Genomic DNA, 21,410 nt, shown 5'->3' with positions numbered 1-21,410 from the left:
GCCCGCGAGCCTAGCCCGGTGCCGAGCGGGAAGCGGCCGTGGTCCGCTGACCAGGTGATCTCGCAGGCGACGGGCCCGTCCGGCAGCCAGGGCTGGGTCGTCACGCACTCCGTGACGCTCCACCGGCCGCGGGCCACGACGCCGAGCGCGGCGTCGATGATCTTGAAGTCCTGGCTGAATCGGGTGATGGGCTGCGACTCGGCCCAGACGACGATCAGCTCGCCCGGTTCGAACCCGGCCTGCTCCTGCACCGCGGCGACGAGCGTCTCGTCGTGCAGGTGGCCGTCACCGAAGTTGAAGCCGATCAGGGTGTTGCACACGAGCTCGCCCTCGCGCAGCGTCCGCTGCTCGACGTCGGGCACGTGGCTGAGCATCGTCGAGAACAGGCCGCGGCCGTTGCTGTGCATCGCGCGCCAGCCGAGGCCCATGTTCATGAGCGTCTCCGCCCACGCGCGGTCGACGCCGGTCGCCACGAACTGGTCGACCGTGTTGGTGGTCTGCCGCTGCACGCGGTTCAGCTTCTCCTCGGCGCCGGGTGCGAAGGCCCACATGCCCGTCGCCCAGTTACCGGCGTACTGCCGCAGCGAGGGGAGGAACGAGACCTTGTCGGGACGGATGTTGCCCAGCACCGGGAAGACGAGGAGCGCGGCCAGTACGACGAGGATCAGCCACGCCGGGGACATGTCGAGCACCGAGTAGCCGTCCTGCGCGGGGAACCCGACGAACAGGAACAACGCGGTGTACGCGAAGAGCAGGTTCCATTCCAGCGGGACCGCCAGCGGGAAGGTGGAGATGATGAACAGGTGGTAGCACACCATGAACACGGCGCAGATCACGGTGACGGTGCGGTTCATCGAGAACAGCAGGATGAGCGGCGCGACGATCTCGACGAAGGTGCCGAGGCCCTCGGCCATGAACCGGGCGAGCCGCGACGGCAGCAGGTCGTGCGGGGCGTTCCGGTAGTGGGCGCGGCGCAGGCCCTTGAAGGGCATGCAGGGGGAGTTGGAGACCATCACCGGGATGACGTTGATGAAGTGCTTGCCGATCTTGGACATGCCGGCGCCGACCCAGACCACGACGATGAGCAGCTTGAGCCCGACGATCATCGTCGCGAAGGAGAGCAGCGGCAGCAGCCCGAACATGATCAGCGCCGGCATGTACTGCTCGCCGCGGGCGGCGAGGAAGATCGTCTTGTCCCGCAGGCCGATCAGGATGAGCAGGGCGACGGGCGCGATCATCAGCCACGGCGCGACGAGCTCGTACGGCGACGAGTCGGTCACGATCACACCGGGGAGTGCGATGCCCACCACCAGCGAGGCGAGCAGCAGCCAGTACAGGCCGACGTCGAGTGCGGTGCGGCGGGTTCCGGCGGTGCCGGGCACCCACGTGTACGGGCGCAGCCGGATGGTGCCCGTGCGAGCCCAGAACCGGATCCCGCCGGTCATCGGCTTGATCTTGAAGGTCAGCGGCCCCCAGGCGCCGGCCACGCCGATGGCCTCGAGCAGGGTGGTCCACAGCACCAGCTTCTGGTAGACGATGGGCTGGTTCCACCACGCCGACACCTCCCAGAAGTGCAGACCGGACGTCGCGGTGGCGATGAGGACGCCGCCGAAGGCGTACAGCACCACCAGCTTCACGACGTAGATGACGAAGGCGACCTTCTGCGTGCCGAAGCCGTGATCCACCCAGCGCTGAGTGGCGAAGCGGAGCCGGTCCTGCAGTGGGCGGGTGTTGAACTCGGCCGGGTCGACCTCGGGGAGGTCGGGTTTCATGAATCCCATGATGAGAGTCCTTACGGGGGAGGCGGATCAGGCGGGCTGGGTGGAGGCGGCGTCGAGCCGGCGCAGGGAAGGCTTGTCGATCTTGCCGACGGGGTTCTTCGGCAGCGACTCGAGCACGGTGATCGACACGGGCTGCTTGAACTTCGCCAGCTGGGCGCGGGCGTGCGCCGCGATGGTGTCGACGTCGAGCCGGACGCCGGGCGCGGCGGAGACGTAGAGGACCGGCAGCTCGCCGTACTTCGCGTCGGGCCTGCCGATGACGGCCGCCTCGGCCACGCCGTCGACGCCGTAGACGGTGGTCTCGATCTCCTTGGGGTAGATGTTCTCCCCGCCGCGGATGATCATGTCCTTCGCGCGGTCGACGAGGCGCAGGTAGCCGTCCTCGTCGAGGACGCCGACGTCGCCGGTGTGCAGCCAGCCGTCGACGATCGTCTTCGCGGTCTCGTCGGGCCGGCCGAGGTAGCCGCGCATGATGTTCGGTCCGGCGAGCAGCACCTCGCCCGGCTCCCCGACCGGGACGTCGGCACCGTCGGGCCCGGCGATCCGGATCCGCTGGCCGGGCAGTGGCACCCCCACGCTGCCGACTTTGCGGACGCCGTCGAGGGGATTGCACGTCGCGGCGCAGGTGCACTCGGACAGGCCGTAGCCCTCGATGAGGGGGAACCCGTAGCGGGCCTCGAAGCCCTCGAGCAGTTCCCGGCTCGCGGGCGCGGCGCCGCAGACGCCGAAGCGCACCTTCGACAGGTCGGGCCGCACCTCGGGCGGCAGTCCCGCCAGCATCGTGTAGATCGTGGGGACCGCGGAGAAGTAGGTCGCGCCGGTCTCCTCGAGCACCTGGAAGAAGGTGCGCGGGTCGAACCGGCCGGCGATCGTCAGGCGGCCGCCGCCGCGCAGCGGATTGAGCGTCGAGACCACGATCGCGTTGACGTGGAACAGCGGCAGGATCAGCAGGCTGTGATCGTTCTCGTCGAACGCGAAGGCGGCCGTGGACATCTCGCTCATCGCCACCAGATTCGCGTGGTCGAGCATCACGCCCTTCGGGCGCCCCGTGGTGCCGGAGGTGTAGATCAGCAGGGCCAGGTCCGACGGTGCCGCGGCCGGCTCCGCGGTGTCCGGGGCGTGCCCGAGCAGGGAGTCGGCGGGGATGACCGTGGCTCCGGCGGGTGCGTCGGCGTCGGTGACCAGGACCGCGGCGCCCGCGTCCTGCACCTGGTACTCGACCTCCGGCCCGGCCAGGTACGGGTTGATCGGGGTCGCGGCGGCGCCCAGGCGCCACGCCGCGAACAGGGTGACCACGAGCAGAGCCGTGTTGGGCAGCTTCACCGCGACGACATCGCCGCGGCCGATTCCGGCGCCGCGGAGCGCGGCGGCCGCGCTGCGCACCGCGGCGTCGAAGGCGGCGTTGTCGAGGTCGATCGCGTCGTCGGCGACAGCCGGCGCGTGCGGCGCCGCGGCGGCGCGCATCGCGGGCAGGTGGGCGAAGGTGGTGAACTCGTAGGTCACGGTGGCTCCTTGTCCGGTGGGTGCTTTCACGGTAGGGCGGTCGTGATCGGGGTCACATCGTCCACCGGCGACGACATGTGACGCGGATTTCGTCCTCGGAGGACGAATTCATGCGACTCCATCCCTGTGACGGCGCTAGAATTTGACGATGGAGTCGGATGCGCCGCGGAAGTTGATCGCCCGGGTGCTGGGGGCCGCGTCGCGGCAGCAGGTGGCCGACGCCATGACGGAACGGATCGCTGCCGACCTTCCGGACCTGCGCGCCGACGAGGCGATCTTCGGCTCGTTGGCCGCGAGCGTCGAGGCCAACGTCGAGAACGTCACCCACGCGGTCGTCCTCGACGTGCCGGTGCAGCGGATCGAGGTCCCGCTCGCCGCGCTCGAGTACCCCCGTCGCGTGGCGCAGCGCGGGATGGCCGCGACCTCGCTGGTCCGCGCCTACTACCTGGGGCAGCAGACGATGATCGACCTCATCGGCGAGGCGCTCGATGCGGACCCCGAAGCGGGACAGGAACTCCGCGAGGCGGCCCTGCGCTGGGTGGTGGGGTGGTCCTTCGACTACAACGACGTCGTCACCCGGCGCGTGCTCGACGAGTACGAGGCCGAGCGGGCGGCGTGGGTGGACGCCCGCAGCGGTGCGCGAACAGTGCGCGTCCTCGAGGTGCTCGAGGGCGAGGTGCCGAGCGTGGCCGCCGCATCGGCGAGCATCCGGTACCCGCTGCGCGCCAACCACATCGGCATGGTCGTGTGGTACTCCGAGGGCGTCGACGAGGTCGAGCGGATCGAACGCTTCCTCCGCGAGCTCGGTGCCGCCGCGGGCGCCGCCGCGCCGCCGCTCACCGTGGCGGTCGACCGCCTCACCGCGTGGGCGTGGCTGCCGGTGGACGACGGCGAGGCGGCGATCGTCGCCGCCCGGGCGTTCGCGGCCGCCGACCCGGATGCGCCCCGCGTCGTCTTCGGGCCGCCGCGGGGCGGCGTCGAGGGCTTCCGCGCCACGAACCGGGCGGCGCGCGAGGTGCGCCGCGTCGCGGACGCGACGGACGCGCGGCTGCTCGTCGCGACCGATCCGGGCGTGGGCCTGGCCGCGCTCGTCGCGCACGACGTGGGCGCCGCTCGGGCGTGGGCCGACGGGGTGCTCGGCGACCTGACCGGTGGGTCCGCCGCCGACGAGCGGCTGCGGAGCACCCTCGAGATCTTCCTGCGCACCGGCGGCAGCTTCAAGGCGACGGCCGAGCAGCAGCTGCTGCACGCCAACTCGGTGAAGTACCGGGTGCGCCGCGCGGTGGCGCGCCGGGGCCGGGAGATCGGCGACGACCGGCTGGACGTGGAGGTGGCGCTGGCGGTGCGCCGGATCTTCGGCACGCAGGCTCCCGGCAACCCGGCGGGGAAGGCCGCCGACGCAGGTCACTAAGCTGACCCTGCAACCGGCACCGTGAATGAGGAGCGCAAGTGACCCGTCCCGTGGTATTGATCGCCGACAAGCTGGCACCGTCGACTGTGGAGGCGCTCGGTGACGACGTCGAGGTGAAGTGGGTCGACGGCCCCGACCGCCCCGCCCTGCTCGCCGCGGTCCCCGAGGCCGACGCGCTGCTCGTGCGCTCCGCGACCACCGTCGACGCGGAGGTGCTCGCCGCCGCCACCAAGCTCAAGATCGTCGCCCGCGCCGGCGTCGGCCTGGACAACGTCGACGTGCCCGCCGCCACCGAGCGCGGCGTCCTCGTGGTCAACGCGCCCACGTCGAACATCCACACCGCCGCCGAGCACGCCGTCGCGCTGATGCTCGCCACCGCCCGCCAGATCCCCGCCGCGGACAAGACCCTGCGCGAGCACACCTGGAAGCGCAGCGCGTTCAACGGCGTCGAGATCCTCGGCAAGACCGTCGGCGTCGTCGGCATGGGCCGCATCGGTCAGCTCGTCGCGCAGCGCCTCGCCGCCTTCGAGACCAAGATCGTGGCCTACGACCCCTACGTGAGCCCGGCCCGCGCCGCGCAGCTCGGCATCGAGCTGCTCACCCTGGACGAGCTGCTCGAGCGCGCCGACTTCATCTCGGTGCACCTCCCGAAGACCCCGGAGACCAAGGGCCTGATCGGCCGCGAGGCGCTCGCCCGCACCAAGAAGGGTGTCGTCATCGTCAACGCCGCCCGCGGTGGCCTCATCGATGAGCAGGCCCTCGCGGACGCGATCACCTCGGGCCATGTCTTCGGCGCCGGCCTCGACGTCTTCGAGACCGAGCCCTGCACCGACAGCCCGCTGTTCGAGCTGCCGCAGGTCGTGGTGACCCCGCACCTCGGCGCCTCCACCTCGGAGGCCCAGGACCGCGCCGGCACCGACGTCGCCAAGAGCGTCCGCCTGGCCCTGGCCGGCGAGTTCGTCCCGGACGCCGTCAACGTCAAGGGCGGCGCGGTCGACGAGGAGGTCGCGCCCTGGCTCGAGCTCACCCGCAAGCTGGGCGTGCTGCTGGGCGGCCTGCCCGGACAGCTGCCGGAGAAGATCGGCGTCACCGTCCGCGGCGAGTTGGCCAGCGAGAACGTCGACATCCTGCAGCTCTCGGCACTGCGCGGCCTGTTCTCCGCCGTCATCGAGGACGCCGTCACCTTCGTCAACGCCCCCGCCCTGGCGGAGGAGCGCGGCGTCACCGTCGAGCTCGAGAAGGTCTCGGAGAGCCCCAACCACCGCAGCCTGGTCGACGTGCGCGCCGTGTACGGCGACGGCACCGTGCAGAACGTCGCGGGCACCCTGTCGGGCCTGAGCCGCGTCGAGAAGGTCACCAACATCAACGGCCGCAACTTCGACCTGCGCGCCGAGGGCCTGAACCTGTTCATCGCCTACGGCGATCAGCCGGGCTCGCTGGGCAAGATCGGCACGCTGCTCGGCGACGCCGGCATCGACATCCAGGCCGCGGCGCTCAGCCAGGACGCCGAGGGCTCCGGCGCGACGGTGCTGCTCCGCGTCAGCCAGGCCGTCCCGGCGCAGGTGCAGCAGGCGATCGCGGACGCGGTCGCCGCCACCACCATCGCTCAGGTGGACCTGTCGTGAAGCTCGCGGTGATCGGTGGGGACGGCATCGGTCCCGAGGTGACGGCGGAGGCGCTCAAGGTGCTGCGCGCGGTGGTCGGCGAGATCGAGACCACCGACTACGACCTGGGTGCCCGCCGCTACGAGCGCAACGGTGAGCTGCTCACCGACGAGGATCTGGCGTCGCTGCGTGAGCACGACGCGATCCTGCTCGGCGCCATCGGCGACCCGCGCAAGGTCCCGCCCGGCGTGCTCGAGCGCGGCCTGCTGCTGAAGATGCGGTTCGCGCTGGATCACCACGTGAACCTGCGCCCGTCGAAGCTCTTCCCGGGTGTCGAGTCGCCGCTGAAGAACCCGGGCGAGATCGACTTCGTCGTGGTCCGCGAGGGCACCGAGGGGGCCTACACGGGCAACGGCGGCGCGATCCGCGTCGGCACCCCGCAGGAGGTCGCCAACGAGACCTCGGTCAACACCCGGTTCGGCGCGGAGCGCGTGGTGCGCTTCGCGTTCGAGCTGGCGCGCACGCGCCGCAAGAAGTTGACGCTGGTGCACAAGACCAACGTGCTCGTCTTCGGCGGCTCGCTGTGGCAGCGCACCGTCGACGAGGTGGCCACCGAGTTCCCCGACGTCGCCGTGGATTACAGCCACATCGACGCGGCCACGATCTACCTGGTCACGGACCCGTCCCGGTTCGACGTCATCGTCACGGACAACCTCTTCGGCGACATCCTCACCGACGAGGCCGGCGCGATCTCCGGCGGCATCGGCCTGGCCGCGTCGGGCAACATCGACGCGACGGGCACCAACCCGTCGATGTTCGAGCCCGTGCACGGCAGCGCCCCGGACATCGTCGGCCAGGGCGTCGCGGACCCCACCGCGGCCATCCTGTCGGCCGCGATGCTGTTGCGGCACCTCGGGAACGCGGAGGGCGCGCAGCGCATCGAGGACGCGGTGACCGCGGACCTCGCCGCCCGCGGCGACGCCCCGATCCGCACCACCGAGGTCGGCGACCGCATCGCCGCCGCTCTCGCCGCGTAGTACCGACGATCATCGAGAATGCCCGCCCCTGCGCTCGCCAGGGGCGGGCATTCCTGACTTAACAGCAGTAGAGCCCTGCTCTTTTGGGCGTGTCGCGCTGGGCTAACGCTGTTAAGTCACGTGCGGGTGCCCGACGGTGCCTCCTCCGGCAGTTCTGCGGGCTTCGCGTCGGAGGGGACCAGCGGGTAGGCGAGCAGCGGGGCCAGGGCCACGATGGCGAAGGCGGCGCCGAAGCTCGTCGCGTGGATCAGGGCACCGAGGATCGGCCCGGCGGCCGTCGTGGCGACGAACTGCCCGGTGTTCTGGATCCCGAGCGCGCGACCGCTGTAGTACGGGCCCGCCTTCTCGGCGATCGCGGTGAACGCCAGCCCGTTGTCGGCGACGGTGACCACCGAGGCGACCAGGAGCACCACGACGGCGACGGGGGAGCCGACCGCGGCGAGCGCGCCGAGGCCACCCATCGATGCGGCGGCCGCCAGCGCGATCCACTTGATCGGCGCGGTCCGCGATCCCAGCCGGTCCGACCACACGCCCGCCAGGATCCGGCCGCCCGCGCCGAGCAGCTGGCTCGCGGAGACGAGCAGCCCGGCGGTCGCGGGCGCCCAGTGCAGCCCGACGATCAGCCACGTGATGCCCCACGTCCAGATCGCGCCCTGCGGGAGCACGAGCAGCAGCGAGACGGCGTGGATGCGGACCAGGAAGGAATCCTCGCGGTACGGGTTCGTCCGGGCCTCCACCGCCGCGGGGCCGGTTCCGGGCCGCGGCGGATCGACGATGAACAACCACACCAGCACGACGGAGACGACCGCCACCGCGAGCGGCACCAGCATCGCGGCGGTCAGTCCGGCGCGGCTCGCGAGGAGGGGCATCGTGAGCGAGAGGAGCGCGATGCCCAGCGGCTGCGAGGTCTGCCGGATCCCCATCGCCGTCCCGCGGCTGGACGCGGGGAACCAGCCCACCACGATGCGGCCGCTCGCGCCGTTGCCGCTCGCCGCCATGGCGGAGGAGACGAACAGGCCGGCGGCGCTCACCGCGAGGGGCGCGTTCGCGGCGAACGCGGCCACGGTGCCGGCGAGCCCGATCGCGGAGCCCGACATGCTGATCAGGAGGACGCGCCGCTCGCCGTAGCGGTCGATCATCGCGCCCCAGAGGATCGTGGTGAGCAGTAGCCCGGCGGGGGCGGCGGCGGCGAAGAGTCCCGCGCGCTGCGGGCTCAGGCCGCCCTGGATGAGCTCGGGGAGGAGGAAGGCGGTGCAGTTCACCGCGGCGGTCGTGGTGATCGCGGCGGTCATCGAGACCACCAGGATCCACCAGCGGCGGGCGGCGGACATCTCCATCGCTACTCCCAACTAGTGAGACATCATGCTTACTATTTGAGACGAAGCCTAGTGGATCGAAGTATCGGCGTCGAACGGTAGGCTCGCGGCATGCGCCTTGCACGAATCGCCAGCAGTGACGGGGTCGCGTTCGCGGCCATCGAGGGAGACCCCGAGGACGGTGCCCGGGCCCGCGAGATCTCCGAGCACCCCTTCGGCACACCGGAGTTCACCGGCCGCAGCTGGGCGCTCGACGACGTGCGACTGCTCGCCCCGATCCTCGCCAGCAAGGTGGTCTGCATCGGCAAGAACTACGCGGCCCACGCTGCGGAGATGGGTGGCGAGGCGCCCAAGGACCCCGTGATCTTCATCAAGCCCAACACCTCGATCATCGGCCCGCTGGCGCCGATCAAGCTGCCGCGCAGCTCCGAGCAGGTGGACTACGAGGGCGAACTGGCCGTGGTCATCGGCCAGCCCTGTCGCGACGTCCCCGCGGCTCGCGCGAAGGACGTCATCCTCGGCTACACCGTGGCGAACGACGTCACCGCGCGCGATCAGCAGCGCCACGACGGTCAGTGGACCCGCGGCAAGGGCTACGACACCTTCTGCCCGCTCGGCCCGTGGATCGAGACCGAGTTCGACCCGTCCGACGCGCGGATCTACACCGAGCTCGACGGCCAGATCAAGCAGGACTCGCGCACGTCGCTGATGATCCACTCCATCGGCGACATCGTCGAGTGGATCTCGTCGGTCATGACCCTGCTGCCGGGCGACGTGATCCTCACCGGCACCCCGGAGGGCGTCGGTCCCATCACCGCCGGCCAGCACGTCGCCGTCACCGTCGAGGGCATCGGCACGCTGACCAGCCTCGCCGAGGACCGCTGACGGCGGCTCGGCACGTGACCGACCGGCAGCTGCTCAGTCGGCCTTGACGGCGAGCACGGGGATCGGCGAATTCAGGATCAGACGCTGACTGACGCTGCCGAGAACGGCCTTGCTCACCAACGACCGGCGGCGGACCGCGATCACGAGGCGGGTCGCGCCGCGCTCGTCGATCTCGTCCAGCACGGCGTCGACGGGGTCGCGGTCGCCGCGTCCCGTCCGCTCCACGACGGTGATCGGCACCTCGCCGTCGACGCCCGAGACGTCGAGCGTGGTGATGCCGAGGTTGACGGCAACGAGATCGGTGCCGAGGGACTTCGCCTCCTCGACGCCGGCGCGCAGCGCGACGGGGCCTTCGGTAGTGCCGGGGACCGCGACGATGATGGTCATGATTCTCCTCGTGTCGTAAGCGATCCGGTCAGCGGAAGTCGCCGCGGGAGAAGGACTCTTCCAGGTCCTCCAGCGAACGGCCGCTCGTGTTGGGCAGGGTCTTGTAGATCAGGAGACCGAACAGCGCGCACACCACGAAGAACGTGCCGTACGTACCGACGATGCCACCGACCTTGATCAGGGTGGGGAACAACTGCCCGACGAGCGCGTTCGTCAGCCAGAGTACGAGCACCGACAGGCCCATGCCGAAGCCGCGCAGCCGCAGCGGGAAGAGCTCCGACAGGCACACCCACACCGGCACGTTGAGAGCCGTCTGCATGGCCAGCACGAACAGGGCCACGAAGATCAGGACCGCGTAGGCCTGGATCTTGCCCTCGGGCAGGATCAACGCCGACAGCACGGTGAGGCCGTGGCAGACGGTCACGCCGATCATGCCCGTGATGATGAGCGTGCGCCGGGGGACCCGGTCGATGAGGACGAACAGGCAGACGGCGCTACCGATCACCGCTGAGACGCCCATGAAGATGTTGGCGATCGGGGCCGCGCTGTCGCTGAAGCCCGCGGTCTTGAGCATCTCGGTGCCGTAGTACATCACCGAGTTGATGCCGGTGAGCTGCTGGGCGATCGCCAGGATCACCGCGGCGAGCATGATGCGGCGGACCCACGGGATGGCCAGGTCGGCCCAGCCGCCCGTCTGCGCTGCCTCCTCCTCCCGGGCGAGGTGCTCGACCTCCGCCATCTCGGCGCGCGCCCGATCCTCGGTGCGGACCTGCATCAGCACTGCGAGCGCTTCGTCGTCGCGCCCCTTGGAGATGTACCACCGGGGCGATTCGGGCATCCGTAGCATGCCGAGGAACAGGAAGACGGCGGGCACGGCGCACACCGCGAGCATGATCCGCCACACCCCGGGGTGGCCGTCCGGGTTGGCGTCGGTGAGCGGGGGCCACACGCGCGCGATGATCGCGTTGATGACGAAGGCGAGCAGCTGGCCGACCACGATCGCCAGCTCGTTCCTGCCGCCGAGGGCGCCGCGACGTTCGGTGGGCGCCAGCTCGGACAGGTAGACGGGGACGACGACCGAGGCTCCGCCGACCGCGAGACCGAGGACGAACCGGGCGGGCAGCATCACCGCCAGATCGTTCGCGAAGACCGCCCCGAGGGTGCCGACGAAGAAGACGACCGCGAGGATGATCATCGTCTTCCGCCGCCCGATGGCGTCCGCCAGTCGGCCGCAGACCAGCGCGCCGACCGCGGCGCCGATGAGCAGCGTGCTCACCACCAGGCCTTCGGTCGTGGTGGTGAGCCCCAGGTCGTGCTTCATGGGCTCCAGTGCGCCGTTGAGCACGCCGGTGTCGTACCCGAAGAGCAGTCCGCCGAAGGTCGCGACGACCGCGACCAGGTCCATCCGCCGCTGGTGAGGGCCGGGTCGCAGGGGCGGCAGTGCTGTTCCGCCCTCCGGCGTGCTGGTGCTTCCGTGTGTCATTGTCGAAGTCCTTCCCGCTGTCCGCGTGAGGAACATCACACCAGACTGCGAGCCTGTTTGACAAGTAGTTCGCCAAGATTGAAAGAATGTTAGGACATATAGCGGAATGCGTGGCATTCTGACGGTGTTCGCTCGGCGGTAAACGATGGAGGTGGCACACGATGCACGACGAGACGCTGCAGGATCAGACCCCGGTGCGGGTGGCCGTGATCGGGATGGGCTGGATGGGGCGGGTGCACGCGCAGGCGTACGCCCGGGTGCCGCACCATTACCCGGACGGTCCGGCGGTGCCTGTGCTGACGGCGGTGGCGGACGACGTCCCTGGGCGCGCGGAGGCCTTCGCCGCCCGGTTCGGGGCGGGTGCGGCGTACACCGACTGGCGCGCCGTCCTGAACGACCCGACGGTCGACGCCGTCTCGGTGACCGTGCCGAACTTCCTGCACCGTGAGATCGGCGTCGCGGTGCTCGACGCGGGCAAGCACCTGTGGATCGAGAAGCCCGTCGGGCTGACCGAGGCGGACGCCGCCGCGGTCGCCGAGGCCGCCGTGCGCAACGACCGGCGTACCGCCGTCGGTTTCAACTACCGCAACGCGCCCGCGGTGCGGGCGGCGCGGGCGATGATCGCCGACGGCCGGCTCGGCACCGTCACGCACGCCCGATTCCGGCTGTTCAGCGACTACGCCGCGCATCCCGACGGTGCCCTCACCTGGCGTTACCAGCGGGACCGTGGCGGCAACGGCGTGCTCGGTGACCTCGGCTCCCACGGCGTCGATCTGGTGACCTACCTGCTCGGCGACATCGACGCGCTGGTGGCGGACACCGCAATCTTCATCCCCGAGCGATCCGAGCCAACGGGCGCCACCTCGGGGCACCAACTCGCCACTTCCGGGGTGCGCGGCCCCGTCGAGAACGAGGACTACCTGTCGGCGCAGTTGCGGCTGGCGTCCGGGGCGCGCTGCGTGCTCGAGGCGAGCCGGGTCGCGGTGGGGGAGCAGAACTCCTACGGCTTCGAGGTCCACGGCACGTCGGGCATGGTGCGCTGGGACTACCGGCGCATGGGCGAGCTCGAGGCGTCCCTCGGTACGGACTTCCAGGACCAGCCCGTGTCGACGGTGCACGTGGGACCCGGCAGCGGCGACTACGCCGCGTTCCAGCCCGGTGCGGCGAATCCCATGGGCTACGACGATCTCAAGGTGATCGAGGCCCAGCACTTCCTGCGTTCCATCGTCACCGGCGTCCCGGAGGGCGCCACCGTGGAGGACGCGGTGCGCAGCGCCCGTGCCCTGGACGCCATGACCCGCTCGGTCGACGAGGGGCGCTGGATCGCGCTGGGGTAGCTCCCCGCAGCGCACGGTGCCGACGGTCCGCGGACCGTCGGCACCGTCGTCCGTCACGCCGCGAGCGACGCGGTGAGCGCGACGTCCGCGGCGAGCAGGACCTCGGCCGCGACCGCGACGCCCTCCTCGCGGCCCAGTTCGGTGTCCTCGTGCTCGATGTTGACGAGCATGTCCGGGTCCACCTCGTGCAGGGCGCGCAGGAATTCGGTCCAGTACGCGACGTCGTGCCCCTTGCCGAGCGCCACGAAGTCCCACGCGGACTGCTTCGGCCACTCGTTGGCCCACTCGTCGCCGCCGAGGTTGGTGCGGGCCTCGTCGGGGCCCAGGCGGCGGAAGGAGTTGTCCAGCACGCCGTTCAGTGCCGCGTACTGCGGGTTGATGCGCACGTCCTTGGCAGCGGCGTGCACCACGAGGTCGCCGAGGTGCCGAACGACCGCCACGGGATCCATCTGCTGCCAGAACAGGTGCGAGGCGTCGAGCTCCACGCCGAGGTGCGTGGAGCCCGTCCGGTCCACCAGTTCGTGCACCGACGCGCTGTTGAAGACGATGTTCTGGGGGTGCAGTTCGAGGGCCACCTTCACGCCGTGATCCGCGGCGAGCCGGTCGGTCTCGCGCCAGAAGTCGGCGGCGATCTCCCACTGGTGGTCCAGGACGTCGAGCGCGGCCGAGTTCCAGGCGTTCACCACCCAGTTCGGGTGCGCCGCACCGGGGTCGCCGCCGGGGAGACCCGACATCGTGACCACACGGTCCTGGCCGAGCCGGGCGGCGAGGCGGATGGACCGGTGGATGTCGTCGGCGTGCCGGCCGCCGATCGCACGGTTCGGGTGCAGGGGATTGCCGTTGCAGTTCAGCCCCGCGATCGCGACGCCGGTTCCCTCGAAGATCCCGAGGTAGTCGTCGCGGGCGGTGTCGCTGGCGAGGATGTCGGCGATGTTCGGCACGTGCACGGGCGGGAGGAAGCCGCCGGTGTTGAGCTCGATGCCGGTGAGGCCGACGTCGGCGATCGCGCGGAGCGCCTCGGGCAGCGGACGGTCGTGGTAGACGGCGTTGTACAGGCCGAGTTTCATGAGGTTCTCCGTCGGAGGTGTCAGGACTGGGGGAGGAGTACGGGCACGTCCACGGGGGCACCGCCGGCGGCGGCGGACCGCGCGACCGCGTCGATGAGCTCCATGTTGTGCAGGCCGTCGGCGAAGTCCGCGTTGCGCGGCAGCGATTCGGCGGACGGCAGGCCTGCGACCTCCTCGAGGAAGGCGCGCGCCTGGAAGACGAAGCCGTCGTTCTGGCCGATCCCCACACCGGGCGCGTCCATGGCGAGGCCGCCGCGCCAGTACGGGTGGTCGGGGCCGAGCGTCACCGTCCGCGGGCCGCCGAGGGCGTGGTCGCCGTCGGCGAACACGATCTGGACCTGCCCGGGGTTGCGGAAGTCGAAGGCGGCCGAGCCGCGCTCGCAGAAGACCTCGAACTTCAGGGTGTTGGGGTGCCCGGCGGCCACGCGCGAGACCTGCAGCGCGCCCATCCCGCCCGCCGCGAAATCGACGAAGAAGCCTGCCGTGTCGTCGTTCTCGACGACCTCCCGCTCCTCGCTCACCGCGCCGTGCTCGTGGCCGATGACGCGGCCGAGCGGCCTCGGCCGCGTCGGATGCGCCGTGTGCAGGGTCGCGCCGCGGACGGTGGCGACGGGGCCGCCGAAGAGCTCCGCGATGTAGGTGAGGTGACTGCCGATGTCGGCGAGGGCGCCCGAGCCCGCCGGGCCCTTGAACCGCCAGCTGATGGGGCCGTCGGGGTCGCAGGCGTAGTCGGTCCAGTACGCGCCGTCGAAATTGATGAGGCGACCGAGGCGGCCGCTGCGCACCACCTCGCCGAGCAGGGCGATACCCGGCGAGCGGAGGTAGGTCAGCCCGATGCGGCCCAGAACTCCGGCGGTGGCCGCCGCGTCCCCGGCGGCCACCATGGCGCGCGCGTCGGCGAGGGTGTCCGACAGGGGCTTCTCGCACAGCACGTGCTTGCCCGCGGCCAGGAGCGCGTCGACGATCTCCCGATGCAGCGCGTTGGCGACGACGACGCTCACCACGTCGATGTCGTCCGCGGCGGCGATCGCCTGCCAGGAGGTGTCGTGCCGCTCGAAGCCGAACCTGCGAGCCGTGTCCTGCGCCAATGGCTCGTACGCGTCGGCGATCGACACCAGGCGTACGTCCGGCAGTCCGGGGCCGTAGACGGCGGTGGCGGATCGGTAGCCGGCGGCGTGCGCCTTGCCGGCCATGCCGGCGCCGATCACGGCGACGCCGATGCTGTTCCCGTGCATGTTCCTCCTTCGGGTTGCTGTGAGCTCCGTCACGACCTAGTGTCGATGTGAGTTGGAGCGCTCCAACAATCATGAGCAATGTTCGTATGTCCTGTCAAGAGGGGGTGGCATGACGGGGAAGCGGCCGACGATCTACGACGTCGCGACGCGGGCCGGGGTGTCGAAGTCCCTGGTCTCGCTGGTGCTGCAGGGGTCGCCGCGCGTCGGGGAGGCGTCGCGCCGCGCCGTCGAGGAGGCGATCGCCGACCTCGGGTACCGCCCCAGCCGGGCGGCGTCGAACCTCGCCGCCCGGCGCACGCGCACCGTCGGCGTCCTGATCGACGACTACACGAACCTCTGGTTCGTGGACCTCGTGCGCGGCCTGCACGCCGCGCTGGGCCCGGCCGGCTACCGCCTGGCGGTCGTCGACGTCGCGACCGCGGACCAGGCCGAGGATCCGGTCGAGTCCATGCTCGCGATGCGGGTCGACGGACTCGTGCTCGGGATGGACCCTCCGCGATCGCTCCTCGCGCGCGACGGTGCGGCGCTGCCGCCGGTCGTGGTCGCGGGCACCCGCGCGGTGGCGGACGCGCGGTTCGACGCGGTCGCCAACGACGATGCGGAAGGGGCGCGGCTCGTCGCGCGGCACCTCGTGGAGCTCGGGCATCGCGTTCTCGGCCAGGTGTGCGCCGGCGGTGGGGCGGGCGACGTGCGCCGCGCGGCGTTCGCCGCCGAGGCCGCCCGCCTGGGCGCGGCCGTGACCGACGCCGCGTGGCGCGGCGAGGCGTCGGACGAGGCCGGCTTCCGCGCCGCGACCGAACTGTTGGCCGCGGACCCCGGGATCAGCGCGGTGTTCGCCGCGAACGACGTGATGGCCGTCGGCGCGCTCGGGGCCGCCCGGGCACGCGGGCTGGACGTCCCGCGCGACCTGTCCGTCGTCGGCTACGACGACACCTCGCTGGCCTCGACCTGGTTGGTGGGGCTGACGACGGTCGACGACCGCAGTTTCGACGTGGGGAGCCAGGCGGGTGCTCTCCTGTGCGACCGGATGGGGCTGGAGGGCGGCGCTGCGGCGCGTGACCGCGAGAGCCGTGTTCTCGCACCGCGACTGGTCGTGCGGGGCACGACCGCACCACCCGGTTGAGTCGCGAGATCGCGGCAATGTGCGTATGTCTGAACAAACACTAGGCAGGCGCTGTGATCTGTACTACATTCAGCTCAGCGAGTGGGTCGTCTCACTCGGTGAGGTCGAAGGGACACAGCAATGAAGAAGACCACGCAGCGGCCGCGGAGGCTCCGTACCCTGCTCGCCGCGACGGCGGCCGGGACGGCCGCGCTCATCACGGTGGTGGGGTGCTCGAGCACGGGCGGTGCGCCGCGCGACACCGGCGACGGCGGCGCCGGGGTCGGCTCGGCGGGCACCGAGCGACTGACGATCGCCATGGTCACGCACCAGCAGCCGGGCGACACCTTCTGGGACCTCATCCGCAAGGGCGCGGAGATGGCCGCGAAGAAGGACAACGTCACTCTCCGCTACTCCAACGACCCGCAGGCCCCCAACCAGGCGAACCTGGTGCAGGCGGCGATCGACAGCAAGGTCGACGGGATCGCGCTCACGCTCTCCACGCCCAACGCGTTCCAGGCCGTGGTGCAGAACGCCCAGAAGGCCGGGATCCCGGTGTCCGCGTTCAACGCCGGCTACAACGACTACGCGCGGATGGGGATCCAGCAGTACTTCGGCCAGGACGAGACCACCGCGGGCGTCGCGGTCGGCGAGCGCCTCGCCAAGGAGGGCGCGAAGAAGGCCATCTGCATCATTCAGCAGCAGGGCCAGGTCCAGCTCGAATCGCGGTGCGCCGGCGTGCGGACCGGACTCGGGGGCGGCACCGTCGAGAACCTCTACGTCAACGGTGAGGACATGACCGACGTGCAGTCGAAGGTCAACGCCAAGCTGCAGCAGGACCCGAGCATCGACACCGTGGTGGCATTGGGCGCGCCCTTCGCGCTCACGGCCACCAAGGCGGTCGAGGGCGCCGGCGCCAAGCCGCGGATCGTCACCTTCGACACCAACGCTGCGCTCGTCGGAGCGATCCAGAACGGCAAGGTCGCGTGGGCCGTCGACCAGCAGCCGTACCTGCAGGGCTACCTCGCCATCGACTCGCTCTGGCTGCAGATCATCAACGGCAACACCATCGGCGGCGGGCAGGCCGTCTTCACCGGTCCCGCGTTCATCGACAAGACCAACGTGGACAAGGTCGCCGAGCTCGCCAAGGGCGGTACCCGCTGATGACCACCGACGAGGCCCTCGACCTCAGCACGCACACGCCTGTCACCGACGAGCGCGTCAAGAAGCAGAAGCCCCTGCAGCGGCTGATCCTCCGTCCCGAGGTGGGCGCGCTGATCGGCGCGATCGCGATCCTGATCTTCTTCCTCATCGTCGCCCCGCCCTTCCGGAGCCCGGAGGCCTTCGCCACCGTTCTCTACGCCAGCTCGACGATCGGCATCATGGCGTGCGGGGTGGCCGTCCTCATGATCGGCGGTGAGTTCGACCTCTCGACCGGTGTGGCGGTGACCTTCTCGTCGCTCGCGGCGTCGATGCTCGCCTACAACCTCCACCTGAACACCTGGGTGGGATCCCTCCTCGCACTGGGCCTGTCGCTGGCGGTCGGCGCCTTCAACGGCTACATGGTGATGCGGACCAGAATCCCCAGCTTCCTCATCACGCTGGCCACGTTCCTCATGCTCACCGGCATCAACCTGGCGGTCACCAAGATGGTCACCGGCCAGGTCGCCACCCCGACCATCGCGGACATGGAGGGCTTCCCCTCTGCGCAGGCCGTCTTCTCGTCGACGATCCACGTCTTCGGCGTCGGCCTCAAGGTGACGGTGCTCTGGTGGATCCTGTTCACCGTCGTCGCCACCTACGTCCTCATGCGCACTCGCGTCGGGAACTGGATCTTCGCCGTCGGCGGCAACCAGGATTCGGCACGGGCCGTGGGCGTCCCGGTGACCAAGGTGAAGATCGGCCTGTTCATGTTCGTGGCCTTCTGCGCCTGGTTCGTCGGGCAGCACCTGCTGTACGCCTACGACACCGTGCAGTCCGGTCAGGGCGTCGGCAACGAGTTCCTGTACATCATCGGCGCCGTCATCGGCGGCTGCCTCCTCACCGGCGGCTACGGTACGGCGGTGGGCGCGATGATCGGCGCGTTCATCTTCGGCATGGTCAACCAGTGCATCGTCTACGCCGGCTGGAACCCCGACTGGTTCAAGTTCTTCCTCGGCATCATGCTGCTGTTCGCCGTGATCGCCAACAACGCATTCCGCAACTTCGCCGCGAAGAGGTGACCCGATGACCACGGACGACATTCGGACCGAGAGTCCCGAGACCGGCGATGACAAGGTCGCGCTGATCGAGTTCAAGGACGTCGGCAAGCAGTACGGCAACATCATCGCGCTCAAGGGGATCAACCTCCGGGTGTTCCCCGGCGAGGTCACCTGCGTGCTCGGCGACAACGGGGCGGGCAAGTCGACGCTCATCAAGACGATGGCGGGACTGCACAAGCCCAGTGAGGGCGAGGTCCTCGTCGACGGGGCGGCCACCACCCTGGACTCGCCGAAGGACGCCCTCGGCAAGGGCATCGCCACGGTCTACCAGGACCTCGCGGTGGTGGGCCTGATGCCGGTGTGGCGCAACTTCTTCCTCGGGCAGGAACTGCGCTCGGGCTTCCTCAAGAGCCTCGACGTGCAGACCATGCGCGCCACGACGAAGGAGGAGCTGCTCAAGATGGGCATCGACCTGCCCGATGTGGACGCCCCCATCAGTTCGCTGTCCGGCGGCCAGCGACAGTGCGTGGCGATAGCCCGGGCGATCTACTTCGGCGCGCGGGTACTGATCCTCGACGAGCCGACGGCTGCGCTCGGCGTCAAGCAGTCCGGCATGGTGCTGCGGTACATCACGGCGGCCCGGGACCAGGGCTTCGGCGTCGTCTTCATCACGCACAACCCGCACCACGCGTACATGGTGGGCGATCATTTCGTGCTGCTCAATCGCGGCCGGCAGAAGCTCGACTGCACCTACGACGAGATCAGCCTCGATGAGCTGACCTCGCAGATGGCGGGCGGCGACGAGCTCGAGACCCTCAGCCACGAACTGCGCAGGTGAGTGCGTGACGGCGACATTCCTCGAACGCTTCGGCCGGCGGCTGCGCGTCGCGATGGTCGGCGGCGGGATCGGCAGCTACATCGGCGAGACGCACGCCATCGCCCTCCGCGCGGACGGGCTGTGGGACCTGGTCGCGGGCAGCTTCTCCCGCAACCCGGAGACCAACGCGGCTACGGCGCGGTCGTGGCTCGTGCCGGCGGAGCGCACCTACGCCGACCACCGCGCGCTCATCGCGGGGGAGGCCGCGCGGGCGGACCGTGTCGACGCGGTGATCGTCGCGACCCGGCCGTCGAGCCACGCCGAGATCGCCTGCGATCTCCTCGCGGCCGGGTTCCACGTGATCTCCGAGAAGCCCCTCACCGATACCGCCGCCGACGCCCGCCGGGTCGCGGCCGCGGTCGCGGAGTCGGGTCGGCGGCTCATGCTCACCCACTGCTACAGCGGCTATCCCATGGTGCGGCAGGCGCGGGAGATGGTGGCCCGGGGCGACCTCGGGCGGATCACCCTGGTCGAGAGCAGGTTCGCGAGCGGCATGTACGCGGCGAGCACCCCGCCCGGCGCGTGGCGCGTGGACGGGACGGAAGGCGGGGTCACCGCGCTGATCGCCGACCTCGGCACCCACGCGCTGCACCTCGCGGAATTCGTCACCGGTCGGCGCATCACGGCGGTCGGCGCAGAACTCGCACGGGTCGACCCCGAGCACGTCGCCTTCGACAACGCCCACCTCACCCTCCGCTTCGACGGCGGCGCCCGCGGCCGCTGCTGGAGCACCTCGCAGGCCGCCGGTGCGACCCATGGTCTCGCGGTCACCGTCTACGGTGACCGCGGCAGCCTGGCCTGGGACCACGACACCTCGGAGACCCTGTGGTGGCGCGCGGACGGCGAGCCCGATCGTCTGCTCACCAAAGCCGGCCCCGGGGCGAGCCCCGCCGCGCTCGCCGCGGCGCGGTTCACGGCCGGACACCCGGACGGGTACGCCCTCGCCTTCGCGAACCTCTACCGCGACTTCGCGCACGCCCTCCTCGCGGAGGCGATCGGCGAGGACCCGGCCCCGTATCTGGCGGACCTCCCGGACGCCGGCGACGGTGTGCGCACCCTGAGCGTCGTCGAGGCCGCCGTCGCGTCCGACGCGGCGGGGAGCACCGTCACCGTCGACGCCTGACGACCCGACCCGAGGACTACCCCGACCAGAAAGGAGTACCCGTGCAACGCATCGCGCTGATCGGTGCGGGATTCATGGGCAGCCGGCATGCCGCGAACCTCGCCGCCCACCCCGAGGTGGACCTCGTCGCCGTGTGCGACGCGGACGGCGAGCGCGCGGCCGCCGTCGCGCGGCGGTACGGCGCACGCGCCACGACTGATCCCGTCGAGGTCTTCGACCGCCGCCGGGTGGACGCCGTGCTCGTCGCGTCGTCGACCGACACCCACGCCGCGCACCTGCGGCGCGCCGCCGACGCCGGCACGGCGGTCCTGTGCGAGAAGCCGATCGACCTCTCGCTCGACCGCGCCGTGGCCGCCGCCCGCTACGCCCACGAGCGCCGATGTCGCGCGATGATCGGCTTCAACCGCCGATTCGACCGGGACCACGCGGAACTCAAGGGGCTCGTCGACGCCGGCGAGATCGGCGAGGTCGCGCTGCTGCAGCTCACCTCCCGCGGTCCGGCGGTGCCCCCGTTGGAGTACATCGTGGTGTCCGGCGGCCAGATGCGTGACCAGGCCGTCCACTTCTTCGACCTGGCCCGCTGGATCGCGGGCGCCGAACCGACCGAGGTGTACGCCGCCGGATCCGCGCTGGCGGACCCGCGGATCGCCGCCTACGACGACGTCGACACCGCGGCGATCACCCTGCGGCTGACGACCGGCGCGCTCGTCCAGATCGACTGCGCTCGCCGCACCGGATACGGCTACGACGAGCGGATCGAGGTGCTCGGCGCGCACGGCATGGCCGAGTCCGGTCGTCACCGCACGTCGTCGGTCGTCCGATACGTCGACGGTGCCGGGCGGACGGCGGGCATGCACCCCGGGTGGCTGGAACGCGTGCTGCCCACCTACGCCGCCGAACTCGAGCACTTCGTCGACGCCCTGGAGACCGGTGCGCCCTTCGGCCCCGGCCTCGTCGACGGCCTGCGCGCGCAGGCCATCGCCGAGGCGGCCACCCGCTCGCTCGCCTCGCGGCGCGGCGAGCCCGTCGAACTCCCCGGCCTGTAGGCCGACCGACCCGAT

General features: G+C 70.8%; 18 protein-coding genes. 11 read left to right on the top strand and 7 right to left on the bottom strand.

The features are described 5' to 3' along the window. Both ACNAYW_RS15165 and ACNAYW_RS15160 read right to left on the bottom strand, forming a co-directional pair. On the bottom strand, positions 1 to 1,781 hold a 1,781-nt coding region (locus ACNAYW_RS15165), incomplete at its 3' end, for a DUF3556 domain-containing protein (protein WP_415850509.1). Positions 1,782 to 1,808: 27 nt separating this feature from the next. Next, positions 1,809 to 3,245 (bottom strand): class I adenylate-forming enzyme family protein, encoded by a 1,437-nt coding sequence (locus tag ACNAYW_RS15160; protein WP_415850578.1) that lies wholly within the window; start codon positions 3,243 to 3,245, stop codon positions 1,809 to 1,811. Positions 3,246 to 3,432: 187 nt separating this feature from the next. On the opposite strand from ACNAYW_RS15160, the gene ACNAYW_RS15155 reads away from it, so the two are divergent. Genes ACNAYW_RS15155 through ACNAYW_RS15145 form a run of 3 tightly spaced genes read left to right on the top strand, consistent with a single transcriptional unit; the run spans position 3,433 to position 7,336 of the window. Next, the gene (locus tag ACNAYW_RS15155; RefSeq protein WP_415850508.1) at positions 3,433 to 4,695 is read left to right on the top strand and encodes a helix-turn-helix domain-containing protein; all 1,263 of its coding nucleotides are present in this window, start codon (positions 3,433 to 3,435) and stop codon (positions 4,693 to 4,695) included. A 38-nt stretch (positions 4,696 to 4,733) separates the two neighbouring features. Then, a complete protein-coding gene (gene serA / locus ACNAYW_RS15150; protein WP_415850507.1) occupies positions 4,734 to 6,320 on the top strand; it encodes a phosphoglycerate dehydrogenase in 1,587 nt (528 codons plus the stop codon). Next, positions 6,317 to 7,336 (top strand): 3-isopropylmalate dehydrogenase, encoded by a 1,020-nt coding sequence (locus ACNAYW_RS15145; protein WP_415850506.1) that lies wholly within the window; start codon positions 6,317 to 6,319, stop codon positions 7,334 to 7,336. Before serA ends, ACNAYW_RS15145 begins: the two co-directional genes overlap by 4 nt. A 116-nt stretch (positions 7,337 to 7,452) precedes the next feature. Here the strand turns inward: ACNAYW_RS15145 and ACNAYW_RS15140 are convergent, their stop codons facing one another. After that, complete coding sequence (locus tag ACNAYW_RS15140) at positions 7,453 to 8,673, bottom strand: MFS transporter (protein ID WP_415850505.1); 1,221 nt, start codon at positions 8,671 to 8,673, stop codon at positions 7,453 to 7,455. Positions 8,674 to 8,763: 90 nt separating this feature from the next. On the opposite strand from ACNAYW_RS15140, the gene ACNAYW_RS15135 reads away from it, so the two are divergent. Next, positions 8,764 to 9,537 (top strand): fumarylacetoacetate hydrolase family protein, encoded by a 774-nt coding sequence (locus ACNAYW_RS15135; protein WP_068521507.1) that lies wholly within the window; start codon positions 8,764 to 8,766, stop codon positions 9,535 to 9,537. Positions 9,538 to 9,570: 33 nt separating this feature from the next. On the opposite strand, the gene ACNAYW_RS15130 is transcribed toward ACNAYW_RS15135, so the two are convergent. Both ACNAYW_RS15130 and ACNAYW_RS15125 read right to left on the bottom strand, forming a co-directional pair. Next, positions 9,571 to 9,924 (bottom strand): universal stress protein, encoded by a 354-nt coding sequence (locus ACNAYW_RS15130; protein WP_415850504.1) that lies wholly within the window; start codon positions 9,922 to 9,924, stop codon positions 9,571 to 9,573. 28 nt (positions 9,925 to 9,952) lie between these two features. Next, a complete protein-coding gene (locus ACNAYW_RS15125; RefSeq protein WP_415850503.1) occupies positions 9,953 to 11,407 on the bottom strand; it encodes a sugar porter family MFS transporter in 1,455 nt (484 codons plus the stop codon). 161 nt (positions 11,408 to 11,568) lie between these two features. Here ACNAYW_RS15125 and ACNAYW_RS15120 point away from each other — a divergent pair, with 161 nt between their 5' ends. Further along, positions 11,569 to 12,744: a Gfo/Idh/MocA family protein gene (locus ACNAYW_RS15120; RefSeq protein WP_415850502.1), complete on the top strand. Its 1,176-nt coding sequence runs from the start codon at positions 11,569 to 11,571 to the stop codon at positions 12,742 to 12,744. A 53-nt stretch (positions 12,745 to 12,797) separates the two neighbouring features. On the opposite strand, the gene ACNAYW_RS15115 is transcribed toward ACNAYW_RS15120, so the two are convergent. Both ACNAYW_RS15115 and ACNAYW_RS15110 read right to left on the bottom strand, forming a co-directional pair. Continuing rightward, positions 12,798 to 13,811 carry a sugar phosphate isomerase/epimerase family protein gene (locus ACNAYW_RS15115; RefSeq protein ID WP_415850501.1) on the bottom strand — a complete coding sequence of 338 codons (1,014 nt, stop codon included), beginning with the start codon at positions 13,809 to 13,811 and terminating at the stop codon, positions 12,798 to 12,800. Positions 13,812 to 13,831: 20 nt separating this feature from the next. Further along, complete coding sequence (locus ACNAYW_RS15110) at positions 13,832 to 15,046, bottom strand: Gfo/Idh/MocA family protein (protein ID WP_415850500.1); 1,215 nt, start codon at positions 15,044 to 15,046, stop codon at positions 13,832 to 13,834. 109 nt (positions 15,047 to 15,155) lie between these two features. Here ACNAYW_RS15110 and ACNAYW_RS15105 point away from each other — a divergent pair, with 109 nt between their 5' ends. The 6 genes from ACNAYW_RS15105 to ACNAYW_RS15080 all read left to right on the top strand — a co-directional run bounded on the left by ACNAYW_RS15105 (position 15,156) and on the right by ACNAYW_RS15080 (position 21,395). Beyond that, entirely contained in the window at positions 15,156 to 16,169 is a 1,014-nt protein-coding gene (locus tag ACNAYW_RS15105) for a LacI family DNA-binding transcriptional regulator (protein WP_415850499.1), read from the top strand. A gap of 120 nt (positions 16,170 to 16,289) precedes the next feature. Beyond that, on the top strand, positions 16,290 to 17,312 hold the full coding sequence (locus ACNAYW_RS15100; protein ID WP_415850498.1) for a substrate-binding domain-containing protein: 1,023 nt from the start codon (positions 16,290 to 16,292) through the stop codon (positions 17,310 to 17,312). Next, positions 17,312 to 18,370, top strand: coding sequence for an ABC transporter permease (locus tag ACNAYW_RS15095; RefSeq protein ID WP_415850497.1), 1,059 nt, complete (start codon positions 17,312 to 17,314; stop codon positions 18,368 to 18,370). Before ACNAYW_RS15100 ends, ACNAYW_RS15095 begins: the two co-directional genes overlap by 1 nt. 4 nt (positions 18,371 to 18,374) lie before the next feature. Beyond that, positions 18,375 to 19,187, top strand: coding sequence for an ATP-binding cassette domain-containing protein (locus ACNAYW_RS15090; protein ID WP_415850496.1), 813 nt, complete (start codon positions 18,375 to 18,377; stop codon positions 19,185 to 19,187). Between the two features lie 4 nt (positions 19,188 to 19,191). Beyond that, positions 19,192 to 20,349 (top strand): Gfo/Idh/MocA family protein, encoded by a 1,158-nt coding sequence (locus tag ACNAYW_RS15085; RefSeq protein WP_415850495.1) that lies wholly within the window; start codon positions 19,192 to 19,194, stop codon positions 20,347 to 20,349. A gap of 41 nt (positions 20,350 to 20,390) precedes the next feature. After that, positions 20,391 to 21,395: a Gfo/Idh/MocA family oxidoreductase gene (locus tag ACNAYW_RS15080; RefSeq protein WP_415850494.1), complete on the top strand. Its 1,005-nt coding sequence runs from the start codon at positions 20,391 to 20,393 to the stop codon at positions 21,393 to 21,395. The last annotated feature ends 15 nt before the right edge of the window (positions 21,396 to 21,410 follow it).

This window comes from Tsukamurella ocularis (assembly GCF_965138335.1).
Taxonomy (GTDB): domain Bacteria; phylum Actinomycetota; class Actinomycetes; order Mycobacteriales; family Mycobacteriaceae; genus Tsukamurella; species Tsukamurella ocularis_A.
This window is presented reverse-complemented; position numbering and strand designations above follow the sequence as displayed.